This is a genomic window from Rhodococcus sp. P3_B8, from assembly GCF_056402775.1.
Map to the genome: position 1 here is coordinate 1 of NZ_JBFUGT010000204.1, position 11,547 is coordinate 11,547.

The window sequence follows — 11,547 nt, forward strand, 5'->3', positions numbered from 1 at the left end:
CACCGGGGGTGGTGTCACCGCCGAAGTCTCGGAGCGATCCGGCGAGCGAGCCCGCGGCGGTGCCGGGCAGGAAGTCCGTCACCACCGACACGGGGTCGAGGACGGCCGCGACCCCGCGGAGGAGGTTTTCGACCACCAGCACCCACACCAGTCCGAGACCGACCGACAACGCCGGCCCCCGTGCGAGAGCGCCGACGAGGACACCGGCGGCGGTCCACATCCCGAGGATGAGCACCCCGGAGGCGAGCGCCTTCAGCATCGCATCCGCGGCAGGAAGACTCGCCGACTCCGATTCGACCACGGCGATGACCGAGGCCACCCCGAGATCGACGGCCGCCACCGTGAGAACGAGTCCGATCACCACGATCAGCAGAGCGAGCAGGGTTCCGGTGAGCGCGGCCGATCGTGGAGGTCCCTGGGTGAATACGGTCTTCCACGTCCCCCACCCGTAGCCGCTGCCGATGGTGAGGGCGCCGAGGATGAGCATCAGTGCGCCCCCGAACATGGCCATGCCCTGGGTGAACACCTGGGGCACCGCCGAGGGCAGCATCTGCGCGAGCAGCACGTCCGGGGGTGCGGACGACGCCATGTCGGTGGTGCCGCCGGTCGCGAACGTAATGTAGTTGAACATATAGACGAAGACCAGGTTGAGCACGATCCACGCGGCGAGCAGCACCCACATCGACGGCCATTTCCGTAGTCGCAGAAGCTCGGCCCGCGTGCTGGCGATCACTGCGTTCATGACACTCTCCTCGCATCGTTGCTCGTGTGGTCGCCGGCGGTGACGTCCGACGTCAGGTCGAAGAAGACGTCCTCGAGCGATCGTTCCCGCCGGGCCAGTTCGTGCACGTCGATTCCCGCGTCGACGAGAACACGGGCCACCTTCGGCGCCAGGTCCGGCGACACCGCAAGTGTGAGGGCGTCGCCCACCGTGTCGACGACGTCGTGTCCCAGTAGTTCCGCGAGCACCGCTGCCGCTCGTTCCCTCGGATCGGCTCGCACCAGCAGGCTGGTGTCTCCCCGTAGTTCGGCCACGGTGGACTGTGCGATCAACTCCCCGCGCGAGATCACCCCGACGCGGTCGCAGATCTCCTGGACCTCGCTGAGCATGTGGCTGGAGAGCAGCACCGAATGCCCGGAGTGCGCGAGTTCGACTATCAGTTCCCGCATCTCGGCCATGCCGGCCGGGTCGAGACCGTTGGTGGGTTCGTCGAGGATCAGCAGATCGGGTTCGCCGAGGAGTGCGGCCGCGACACCGAGCCGCTGCTTCATCCCGAGCGAGTAGGTGCGGAAACGGTCGTGTCCCCGCTCGCGCAGCCCCACCCGGTGCAGCGCGGATTCCGCCGCGTCGTCCGGCAGTCGGCGGTATCTGCTCAGCACCCGCAGGTTGTCGCGACCGGACAGGTAGGGGAAGAAGCCGGGTCCCTCGATCAGGACGCCGGTGCGCACCGCCACCGCGCTGTCCCCGGGTGGACGCCCGAAGAGTGTCGCGCTCCCGGAGGTCGGCCGGACCAGACCGGTGAGCATGCGCAGCGTGGTGGTCTTGCCTGCGCCGTTCGGTCCGAGGAACCCGTACACCTCCCCTGCCCGCACGGTCAGGCTGACGGCGTCGACCGCCGTGTGTTCGCCGTAGCGTTTGGTCAACCTGTCGGTGACCACGATGTCGGAAGTCATGCCTCCAGCGTCGGCTCGGCGCGAGTCGCGCACATCCGTCTGCGCGCGTCTTCTCGTGTACGCGTCGCGGACGATGACAGGCTCGCCGGATCGGGTCTACGTTCGGGTGGTGCGCACTGACCGGAGGGACACGTCGATCGCCCCGCGGGACCTCCTGATCGCCCTGGGCGTCGCGATCGTGCAGGTGGTCGGCAGTATCGGCGCCAACCACAACCAGTCGTGGGCGGAGCCGTTGGACGCCGCCGGCTTCGTGTTGCTGGTGTGCGGTCCGGTCGCGCTGGTCTTCCGGCGACGGCGTCCTGTCGCGGTCCTGTTCGTCGTCCTGGCCGTCACGGTCCTCTACGTCGCGCGGGGATACGGGTACGGCCCGGTCTTCCTGTCGCTCGTCGTCGCGTTTCTCGGCGCCGCGACGGCCGGATCCCGATGGCTCACCTATCCGGTTCTCGCGATCGGCTACGCCCTGATCGTCTTCGCCGTGCCCGCCGTGTCCTCTGCCGAGGCGCCGTCACTCGCCGCCCTCACCGGCATCGCCGCGTGGCTGCTGGTGCTCCTCGCCGCCGCCGAGATCATCCGTCAGCGCCGCGGGACGCTCGACGCCCGCAGGCAACGCGCCGAGGCGGCGAGGCGCAGCGTCCTGGACGAGCAGCGTCGACGGGCCAGCGAGGAGCGGCTCGCGATCGCCCGCGAACTGCACGACGTTCTGGCACACAGCCTCTCGATGATCAACGTGCAGGCGTCGGTCGCACTCGAGCTGTGGGACAGCAGACCTGAACAGTCGCAGGAGGCGCTGTCCGCGATCAAGGTCGCGAGCCGCGACGCGATCGGCGACGTCCATGCGCTGCTGGCATCGCTGCGGGGCGGCGAGGACCACCCGCCGATCGCGCCCACCGCCGGGCTCGGGGACCTGGACGGTGTGGTCGAGCGCGCCCGTGCCGCGGGCCTCGCGGTGACGACCGTCGTCGAAGGCGCACCGAGGCCGCTGCCGGCCGTGGTCGACGTGGCTGCGGCGCGGATCGTCCAGGAGTCGCTGACCAACGTGGCCCGCCATTCCGGGAGCTCGTCGGCCGACGTGACCGTGTCGTACGCGCCCACGTTCGTCCGCGTCCGGATCGACGACGACGGCCGGGGTCCCGTCGGCACGGCCACCGGTGGCGGCGGGAACGGCATCCCCGGCATGCGGGAACGCGCACGCGCTCTGGGTGGTGAGCTGACCGCCGGGATCGGACCGGTCGGCGGCTTCCGGGTGCAGGCGACGCTCCCCTTCGGCGGGGACACGGCGGGCCGGACATGACGATTCGCGTGCTCGTCGCCGACGACCAGGCCCTCGTGCGGGCGGGGTTCGCCGCCCTGCTCGACGCGCAGGCCGATGTCACCGTGGCCGGTCAGGCCGAGAACGGTGAGCAGGCGGTGAGCCTGACTCGCTCGCTGGTCCCCGATGTCGTCCTCATGGACATCCGGATGCCGGTGCTCGACGGGCTGGAGGCGACCCGGCGTATCGCCGCCGATCCCGCGCTGTCCGGCGTGCGGGTGGTGGTGCTCACCACGTTCGAACTGGACGAGTACGTGTTCGAGGCGATGCGCGCGGGAGCAACGGGTTTCCTCGTCAAACACACCGAACCCGCCGAACTGGTGCGGGCGGTCCGCGTGGTGGCGGGCGGGGACGCCCTGCTGTCACCGTCGGTGACGCGGAAGCTGGTCGCGGAGTTCGCGACCCACGCCAAACGGCCGCCGCAGCGCACCCGTCTCGACGACCTGACCGACCGCGAACGCGAGGTGATGATCCTGATCGCCGAGGGACTCACCAACGCCGAGATCGGCTCACGGTTGTTCCTGAGCCCCGCCACCGCCCGCACCCACGTCAGCCGAATTCTGTTGAAACTCGGCGCCCGCGACCGCACGCAACTGGTGGTCATGGCGTACGAGTGGGGGCTGGTCCGGCCGGGCTGGCAGGACTGACCCCCACCACGGTCACGTCGACGCCAGGACGGCCTTGGATCGTCCCGGCATGAGGGCCGCGGCGACGACCGCGACCGCCACGAATCCGGCTCCCACGTACAGAGCGGGTGCGAGGGCGTCGACGTATCCCGTCGGCGTCAGGCTGCCGCCCGCACCGAGGAACACCGCGGTCAGCAGCGCGATCCCCAGCGCGACTCCGATCTCACGGAGTGTCGCGTTGGTCGAACTGGCCGTGCCGTGGTCGGCCTCGGGCATGTCGGCGAGGACGGCGGTCGCGTTGGGGGCGAACGTCAGACCCATCCCTGCGCCCGCCATCACGAACGCCGGAATCATGCTGCCGTACGTGGCGCCGGGGACGACGAGCGACGCCATCCACAGCAGCGACAACCCCTGCAGGACCAGTCCGGTGACGAGGAGGGTCCGGACACCCAGCCGCGGCGCAAGCAGGCCTGCGATCGGCGCCACCAGCATGGGTGCGGCGGTCCACGGCAAGGTTCGCAGGCCGGCCTCGAACGGGGAGTACCCCATGACGATCTGGAGGTACTGCGACAGGAGGAAGACAGCACCCATCATTCCCAGCGTGAACGTCAGCCCGATGACGTTGGCCAGGGAGAACTGCCGGGACCGGAACAGTCGCAGCGGCATCACGGGGAAGGGTGTGCGCAACTCGCGCACCACGAACGCCGCGAGCAACACCGCCGATGCGACGAGAGCACCGAGCACCGTGGCGCTGGTCCAGCCGTCGTCGTTGCCGTGCACGATGCCCCAGACTCCGAGGAACACGGCGGCTCCGGCCAGGACGACGCCGAGCGGATCCAGCGGCTGCCGCTTTCCCTTCGACTCGCCGAGCGCATACAGCGCCAACGGAATCGCGACCGCTGCGACAGGAACGTTGATCCAGAACACGGCCTGCCACGACACCCCGTCGACGACGGCGCCGCCGACCACGGGGCCGAGCGCGACGCCCAGTCCGGAGACGCCGCCCCAGATCCCGATGGCGAGGGCGCGCTTGGCGAGCGGCACGGCACCGGCCAGCAGGGTGAGGGAGAGCGGCATGATCGCGGCCGCGCCGACGCCCTGGACGGCGCGCGCGGCGATCAGCATCTCGGAGGTGGTCGACAGCGCCGATGCAATCGAGGCCAGCGCGAAGAGCACTATGCCCCAGAGGAATACACGGCGACGGCCGAGGCGGTCCCCCAGCGCCGACAGCGTCAGCATCAACGTCGCGAAGGCGAGCGTGTACGCGTTCATGAACCACTGCAACTGCCCCACCGACGCCCCGAGGTCGCGCTGGATCACCGGCAGGGCGCTGGTCATCACCAGATTGTCGAGTGTGGCCATGAACATCGGTATCGAGGCGGCGACGATCGCCAGCCATACCGGCACCAGCCGGCCGTGGCCCCGTCCCGAGGGAGGCGCCGCCGATTGGTGTTCCAGGCGTTCGGAGAGTGTCGTCATGACGGGTCCTCGTATCCGAGTCGTGAGTACGGGAAGAAGGAAGTTGTAAGCATCAGATGATTACTTATTTCGAAGACTAGTAATCGACTGATAACATGTCAACATGGCATCGCCCGTGAAACAGACCCGCATGAGCGCGACCGAACGTCGCGAACTCGTCCTGGCCGCCGCCTCCCGCGCGTTCGCCAGGGACGGCTATCACGGCACCAGCACCGACGCCGTCGCACGCGAGGCAGGCGTGTCCCAGCCCTACGTGGTGCGCATGTTCGGTTCGAAGTCGCGGCTGTTCGCCGACGTCTTCGACCGCGCGATGCGTCGGATCATGGACACCTTCGAGCCGTACTTCGACGATGTCGCCGCCGCCCCGGAGAACGACGAGTCGTGGCTCCCGATGGGCATCGCGTACGCCGAACTGCTCGAGGACCGCGACCTCCTGCTCGTGATGATGCACGGCTTCACCTCCGGCGCGAACCCGGAGATCGGCGCGCTGGCCCGCGACTGGATGTCCCGGCTCTACACGCAGATCCGCACGCGCACCGGGTGCAGCCCGGAACGGGCGCGCATCTTCATCGCCAACGGAATGCTCCTCAACACCCTGCTCGCCATGCAGGTACCCGAGCATGCCGGGCAGGATCCGGCGCTCGAGGAGCTCGCCGTGTGCGCATTCGGCAGCACCCTGGACGCCGCGGGCTCCGAGAACTGATCCGTGATCGGCGATTCCGCTCTTGATCTTGCTCAGAGGACACGCGGCGGGGCACGATGGAAGCGTGCCGAAGGGGTGTCGCCGTGGACCGAGCCGTTGAGTCTCGACTGAGTTATTCCGACCGGGAGGGTCACCACCACACCGTGGACCTCTCCCCCACTTCCGCGCGCGTCACGATCGGACGGTCGCCCGGTTCCGATCTGCTCCTCACCGAGGACGACGAAGTCTCACGTCTCCATGCCGTCCTCGAATGCGTCGGCTCGCACTGGACCATCCTCGACGACGGGCTCTCCCGCAACGGCACCTTCGTCAACGGCGAGCGTCTCGCGGGGCGTCGGCGGCTCCGCCAGGGCGACAGCATCCGCATCGGGGGAACGAAGATCCGGTACCTGGAATTCGGCGGCTCTCTCGACGAGGCCACCCGGATGGGCACCGACATGCCCGATGTCCGGTCCCTCACCGACACCCAGCGGGCGGTCCTCACGGCACTGTGCCGGCCGTACAAGCACGGCGCCGCGTTCGCGAATCCGGCGTCGAATCAGCAGATCGCCCAGGAACTGTTTCTCAGTGTCGACGCTATCAAGACTCACCTCCGGGCGTTGTTCGCGAAGTTCGGCGTCGGCGATCTCCCGCAGAATCAGAAGCGGGTCAGCCTGGCCGAACGGGCCATGCGCAGCGGCATCATCAACGAGCGCGATCTCTGATCAGCCGACGGCCATCAGTTCGCGGTCGAAAGCGGCAGTCTCACCGTGTGCGATTCGCTCGACGAGGCCGATGATCGCGAGTGCGACGTCGGCGGCGCGTTCGAGGATCACCGAGTGGCCGGCCCCGTCGACGCTCACGAGTTCCGAGGCGGGGAGCTTCGAGGCCATCGCGACGGAATGCTGGAGCGGGGTGAGCATGTCCACCGAGCCGCACAGGATCAGCGACGGAATGTGAGCCAGCGCGGCGAGGGAATGCCGCTCGTCGAACCCGAGCAGGGATTCGAGGAAGCTCGACATGGTGACGACGGACGTGGTGTTGGCCATGGCCGCGACCAGCGCCGCCAGGCGAGGATCGACGACCCGGTTGCGGGCGCCTGCCGCACGGGCGATCGCCGTGCAGACGGTGCGTCCCACGCGCTTCGATCCGTGCACGACCCGGGGTGCCCGGCGCACCGCGGTGCGGAACAGCGACACCGCGGGGCTCCGCAGGTGCCGTCCGAGACCGGCCTCGGCGAGATCGCACGCCGCGGTGGAGATCAGGGCCATGCCGACGATCCGCGAACCGATCGTGTGCGGGTTCTGCCGGGTGTAGGACAGCGCGGTCATTCCGCCCATCGAGTGCCCGACGAGGACGACCGGGCCATGCGGTGCGACGGCATCGAGCACGGAGCCGAGGTCGCGGCCGAGCTGATCGATCGTGTAGGTGGCTGCCGGCGCCTCCCCGGAYTCGCCGTGTCCGCGGTGATCGTAGAAGACCATGCGAACGTCGTTGCGCCAGAAGCGGACCAGCTGCTTGCGCAGCGCCCACCAGGACTCGGTGCGCAGGCAGTGACCGTGAACGAACACCACTGTGGTGGCTGCGTCGGGCGAACCGAACTCGCGAACCGCGAGTGCGATCCCGTCGTCGGTCCTGACCGTGAGGCGCCGGCCCTCGTGCTCGTGTGCAACCGGGGTGTTCGTCATGATGGCCTCCTCGGTTTCTTCGCTCGCGGCTGGTGAAGCGTTACGTTCTTGCTTGTTCTCTCTACTGTGCCGCGCACGGTCCGACCCGACCAGGACCCCCAGTGGTGGCCGGTGCACCCGGAGGTGTTGCCCTTTCCACCCCTGGGGTGCGTGGACGTGGGCACGCCGAAGCCCCCTCGTCGAGGGGGCTTCGACACAGCAGATGTTCCGCTGCAGCGTCAGTCCGTCTCGCTCGCGGGACCCGCCTCGATCGTGCGATGCTCGCCGGTTCCGAGGCTGGAGACCTCGATCCGCCGCGGCTTCGCCCGTTCGGCGAGCGGGATGGTCACGCTCAGGACACCGTTCTCGTAGGACGCCGAGATGCGGTCCGGGTCGACGCCGTCGCCGAGCGACAGCTGGCGCCGGAACGTTCCGCTGAACCGCTCGGACGCGATCCATTGCACGTTCTCCTCGGACGGCGCGCTGCGATGAGCCGTCAGGGTGAGCGTGCCGTTGTCGACACTGACGTCGACGGAACCCGGATCGACGCCCGGCAGGTCGGCGTGCAGGACGTAGTGGTCGTCGACCTTGTACAGATCCATCGGCATGAATCGCGGGACCCGTGCGGTTCCGGTTTCCGTGCCGAGCAGACTCTTGGTCATGGATTCGAGGTCGTTGAAAGGATCGAAGCGAAGCACAGCAACACACCTCCCACATCACTCGAGGCGCCCGCCACCCCGACGGGCAGCCAGATTCACTGTGCATCGCTAATTTAGCACTCGGCACCCGAGAGTGCCAGTTCGAGAGGACCCCGGAATCTTCGCCTCGTGAGTTCCGGTTCCGGGGTCCTCGCCGCGACGAATCGACCTGTCCGGTCCGCTCGCGACTGGAGGGTATTCTCTACTGCCAGTTCAGAATGCGGCGCCCGGGCCGGCGCTACCAGGCACCCTGGGGTGCGAATCCCGTCACCCCCAGAGTTGCCCCTGGCCGCCGCCGAAGTCGTAGCCGCCGACATTCGCTCCGCCTGGGCCGGCCTTGATGCCGTCCACGGCGATCGGCCCGACATGCGGGCCGCCGATGTCGACATTGCCGCCCTGGGCGTTCTGTCCGAGGGCAACGGTACTGACGGAAGGGTCATCGGACGGGACGTCCGGGGCCGCCGACGCGATGCCGGCGCCCGCCGCGAGGACGAAGAACGCGGCCGCGACGGTGGCACCCGTGCGTGTGAGGACAGTGGAGAAGCCGAAGGACGTCGACATGGGAAGAACCTTTCACAGTGCGTGGTGCCGGGGAGGCGGGAAGGCGGTACAGGTGTGGCGCCGAGGGGCCGGCACCTGGCGGTGACGGCCCCTCGGGCTGTTCAGCAAGATCGAGCGATCACGACTCGGTCACCAGCAGAAGACGAATCCGCAGTTCTCGGTGTTTTCCGTGGTCGTCGTGTCGCCCGCACCTGCGCCTCCGTTTGCGGCGCCACCATTCGCATCCCCGGCGTTCCCTCCGTTGGCATCCCCGGCGTTGCCACCGTTGCCACCATTGCCGCCGTTGCCCGCGTTCTGGGGTCCGGTGGTCGTGCCCGGGCTGCCGATAACCGGACCGCCGAGGACGACGTTCCCACCGGAACCGTTGCCGCCGGCGCCGCCGGCGCCGCCCTGAGAGGTGCCACCGTTACCGCCCTGCGAGGTGCCGCCCGGCGCCGTGCCGCCGTTGCCACCCGGATCAGCCGAGGCGATTCCCGCTCCGGCTGTGAGGGCGAAGCCCGCGATGGCGAGAGCGGAAAGGGTGCGCTTGAGGGTGTGTGCCATGTGTGGATCTTTCTGTGGGGGTGGGGTTTTGCTTGCCACATAAGAATGCGCCGATCGCACCCACCGGAACAGGTACCCCAGGGGGCGCAACCGGCACCCCGAGGGATGACGCCACCCCACCCCCGTAGAGCCCTGTCTACGGCCGCATTTCGTAGGCGCCGTCGTAGTTCTCCACCTGTGCCCACACCCGCGCGAACCGCTCCGCGTCCACCACGGGACGGCGAATCGCACCGAGTGCCCACTTCTGCTGCGCCTCGGTGRCGGACGATTTACCGTGCAGCGCAACGGCATACCCGGAGAAATCGCGGATCTGGAAGTCGAAGATCTGGTCGATCAGATCACGGTCGATACCGGCGATCGCGGCCTGCTCGAGAATCAGGTGCCCGTAGACCACGAGCGAGAACAGGTGCCCGAGGTCGAGCAGGAAGTCGAGATCCTTCTGCTGGGCCGCGTCGGGCGGGGCGGTGGTGAGCAGTTCCCTCAGCGCGGTCGCCTGCTCATGGAACCGGGCCACATTGGGGACGTCCGAGTGCGCCTCGTAGGTCTTCGTCCAGTCGTGGAACTGAATCCTGCCGGCGCCGCGGGTCGGGCCCTGCGCCCAGAAGAAGGCATCGTCGGCGGCGTCGAGCCGGGTGCCGATCTCCGGGTACTCGGCCGGGTTGAGCAGGTAGTTCGGCATGAACTTGAGGATGAGGCCGACGTTGACGTGCACCGTGCCCTCGAGCTTCGGCAGAGTGCCGATCAACTGGGCGGCCTCGCGGAAGTAGGTGTTCTTCTCGTAGCCCTTCGCCGCGATCACGTCGTGCAGGAGCGCGATCACCTTCTCCCCTTCGGAGGTGACCTTCGCCTTCGTCATCGGATTGAACAGCAGGTACCGGCGGTCGTCGAGACTCGCGCTGCGGAAGTAGTCGACGGAGCGCGCGCTGAACAGCTTCATCGCGATCAGCCGGCTGTAGGCGTCGACGAAGTTTCCACGCACGTGCGCGAAATCGGTGACGGGGTTGCCGTACAGAATCCTGTTGTGCGCGTGAGTGATCGACTCGTAGAACGCATGCTCGGAGATCCCGATGGAGCCCGTGCACAGGTTGAACTTGCCGACGTTGACCGTGTTCAGCGCCGCCTCGAACGCGGCGACCCCCGTGTGGAGAATGTCTTCTTCCCGCACCGGGTAGTCCTCGAGTCGGAACGTGCTGACGTACATCTGGCCGTGCACCACATTGCCTTGCAGGTGGTATGCCGGGTGGCGACTGTCCGCGACGAAGAAGACGTACCCGTCGCTGCCCTCCACATCGGTGCGCCTGCCGAACACCGACACCATGCCCGCGACGTTGCCGTTGCCGATGTAGTACTTGTCGCCGCTCGCGGTGAACGCGAGGCCCGGGTCGTTGTCCGCACGGGTCAGCAGCATGTCCGTCGAGTAGACGTCCGCGCCGTGTTCTTTCTCCGACAGCCCGAACGCCAGCACCCCACCGTCGTCGAGGAGCGTCGCTGCCCGTTCCTTCGCGGCACGGTTCCCGCTCATCCAGATGGGGCCGAGACCCAGGATGGTCACCTGCCACGCGTACCAGTACGCCAGACCGTAGAAACCGAAGATTTCACTGAGGGCGGCGTTGCGTGCGGCGTCCCAGCGCTTGTCCGGGTCGCCGCCCGCCAGGTCGGCAGGTGTGAGGAACTTCGCGAACAGCTTCTCCCGTTTCACGAACTCCAGGAAGTCGTCGGGCCACACGGCCTCGAGATCGTCCTCGAGCAGCCGCTTCTTGCCCCGCGACTCGAACCACTCGATCAGCGCCCGCAGCAGTCTGCGCGTCTCCGGATCGAAATGCTCGGGATCGTAGGAGGTCGGATCGAACAGCAGGGAATTCGTCACAGCAAGCCTTTCGTCCGGACGTGTCAGGCCAAGCTAACAGTCCGGACGAAAGGCGTGGGGCGGTTTGATCAGCCCCTGACGGCGTTGACGATCTCGCTCAGCGCGGACTCGGCGGCCACCTCGCGGCTCTCGCCGGTGAAGCGGTCGCGGACCTCCACCTTGCCCTCGCCCCAGCCGCGGCCGACGACCACGACGAGCGGGACACCGAGCAGTTCGGAGTCCTTGAACTTCACGCCAGGTGACGCCTTGCGATCGTCGAGGATCACCTCGAGACCGGCCTTGTCGAGTTCGGCGGCGAGCCCCTCGGCGCCTTCCCGGGCGGTCTCGTCCTTGTTGGCGATCACCACGTGCACGTCCGCGGGCGACACCTCCGCCGGCCAGCGGAGACCCTTCTCGTCGTGGTGCTGTTCCGCGATCACCGCGACGAGGCGGGAGACGCCC

13 protein-coding genes are annotated in these 11,547 nt (G+C 68.2%); 4 read left to right on the forward strand and 9 right to left on the reverse strand.

Features of this window, described 5'->3' with window-relative positions:
- Both AC1D1G_RS33240 and AC1D1G_RS33245 read right to left on the reverse strand, forming a co-directional pair.
- Positions 1-742, reverse strand: a 742-nt coding sequence (locus AC1D1G_RS33240; RefSeq protein WP_477955406.1) for an ABC transporter permease, incomplete at its 3' end; no start/stop codon positions are given.
- Positions 739-1,674: an ABC transporter ATP-binding protein gene (locus AC1D1G_RS33245; protein WP_280784638.1), complete on the reverse strand. Its 936-nt coding sequence runs from the start codon at positions 1,672-1,674 to the stop codon at positions 739-741. The genes AC1D1G_RS33240 and AC1D1G_RS33245, both read right to left, overlap by 4 nt.
- Before the next feature lie 109 nt (positions 1,675-1,783).
- Here AC1D1G_RS33245 and AC1D1G_RS33250 point away from each other — a divergent pair, with 109 nt between their 5' ends.
- Positions 1,784-2,965 carry a sensor histidine kinase gene (locus AC1D1G_RS33250; protein WP_283334754.1) on the forward strand — a complete coding sequence of 394 codons (1,182 nt, stop codon included), beginning with the start codon at positions 1,784-1,786 and terminating at the stop codon, positions 2,963-2,965.
- Positions 2,962-3,630, forward strand: coding sequence for a response regulator transcription factor (locus AC1D1G_RS33255; protein WP_280784636.1), 669 nt, complete (start codon positions 2,962-2,964; stop codon positions 3,628-3,630). Before AC1D1G_RS33250 ends, AC1D1G_RS33255 begins: the two co-directional genes overlap by 4 nt.
- Positions 3,631-3,642: 12 nt before the next feature.
- On the opposite strand, the gene AC1D1G_RS33260 is transcribed toward AC1D1G_RS33255, so the two are convergent.
- Positions 3,643-5,088 carry a DHA2 family efflux MFS transporter permease subunit gene (locus AC1D1G_RS33260; RefSeq protein ID WP_283334755.1) on the reverse strand — a complete coding sequence of 482 codons (1,446 nt, stop codon included), beginning with the start codon at positions 5,086-5,088 and terminating at the stop codon, positions 3,643-3,645.
- 103 nt (positions 5,089-5,191) lie between these two features.
- On the opposite strand from AC1D1G_RS33260, the gene AC1D1G_RS33265 reads away from it, so the two are divergent.
- Complete coding sequence (locus AC1D1G_RS33265; protein ID WP_280784634.1) at positions 5,192-5,791, forward strand: TetR/AcrR family transcriptional regulator; 600 nt, start codon at positions 5,192-5,194, stop codon at positions 5,789-5,791.
- Positions 5,792-5,847: 56 nt separating this feature from the next.
- Positions 5,848-6,495 carry an FHA domain-containing protein gene (locus AC1D1G_RS33270; protein WP_011598466.1) on the forward strand — a complete coding sequence of 216 codons (648 nt, stop codon included), beginning with the start codon at positions 5,848-5,850 and terminating at the stop codon, positions 6,493-6,495.
- Here the strand turns inward: AC1D1G_RS33270 and AC1D1G_RS33275 are convergent, their stop codons facing one another.
- The 6 genes from AC1D1G_RS33275 to AC1D1G_RS33300 form a co-directional block, all read right to left on the reverse strand.
- Positions 6,496-7,458 (reverse strand): alpha/beta fold hydrolase, encoded by a 963-nt coding sequence (locus tag AC1D1G_RS33275; RefSeq protein WP_280784633.1) that lies wholly within the window; start codon positions 7,456-7,458, stop codon positions 6,496-6,498. It lies immediately after the preceding gene.
- A gap of 218 nt (positions 7,459-7,676) precedes the next feature.
- Positions 7,677-8,135, reverse strand: a complete 459-nt coding sequence (locus AC1D1G_RS33280) for an Hsp20/alpha crystallin family protein (RefSeq protein WP_280784632.1) — start codon at positions 8,133-8,135, stop codon at positions 7,677-7,679.
- Positions 8,136-8,402: 267 nt separating this feature from the next.
- Entirely contained in the window at positions 8,403-8,696 is a 294-nt protein-coding gene (locus AC1D1G_RS33285; RefSeq protein WP_477955408.1) for a hypothetical protein, read from the reverse strand.
- Positions 8,697-8,825: 129 nt separating this feature from the next.
- On the reverse strand, positions 8,826-9,239 hold the full coding sequence (locus tag AC1D1G_RS33290; protein WP_105419312.1) for a hypothetical protein: 414 nt from the start codon (positions 9,237-9,239) through the stop codon (positions 8,826-8,828).
- Between the two features lie 136 nt (positions 9,240-9,375).
- Positions 9,376-11,106, reverse strand: a complete 1,731-nt coding sequence (locus AC1D1G_RS33295; RefSeq protein WP_477955409.1) for an acyl-CoA dehydrogenase family protein — start codon at positions 11,104-11,106, stop codon at positions 9,376-9,378.
- 68 nt (positions 11,107-11,174) lie between these two features.
- Positions 11,175-11,547, reverse strand: a 373-nt coding sequence (locus AC1D1G_RS33300) for a His/Gly/Thr/Pro-type tRNA ligase C-terminal domain-containing protein (protein ID WP_477955410.1), incomplete at its 5' end; no start/stop codon positions are given.

What these genes read in the sequence shown, in the direction of transcription:
- AC1D1G_RS33245 (WP_280784638.1), bottom strand. Translation starts at nt 1,674, where the DNA reads ATGACTTCCGACATCGTGGTCACCGACAGGTTGACCAAACGCTACGGC.
- AC1D1G_RS33255 (WP_280784636.1), top strand. Translation starts at nt 2,962, where the DNA reads ATGACGATTCGCGTGCTCGTCGCCGACGACCAGGCCCTCGTGCGGGCG.
- AC1D1G_RS33260 (WP_283334755.1), bottom strand. Translation starts at nt 5,088, where the DNA reads ATGACGACACTCTCCGAACGCCTGGAACACCAATCGGCGGCGCCTCCC.
- AC1D1G_RS33265 (WP_280784634.1), top strand. Translation starts at nt 5,192, where the DNA reads ATGGCATCGCCCGTGAAACAGACCCGCATGAGCGCGACCGAACGTCGC.
- AC1D1G_RS33270 (WP_011598466.1), top strand. Translation starts at nt 5,848, where the DNA reads ATGGAAGCGTGCCGAAGGGGTGTCGCCGTGGACCGAGCCGTTGAGTCT.
- AC1D1G_RS33285 (WP_477955408.1), bottom strand. Translation starts at nt 8,696, where the DNA reads ATGTCGACGTCCTTCGGCTTCTCCACTGTCCTCACACGCACGGGTGCC.
- AC1D1G_RS33290 (WP_105419312.1), bottom strand. Translation starts at nt 9,239, where the DNA reads ATGGCACACACCCTCAAGCGCACCCTTTCCGCTCTCGCCATCGCGGGC.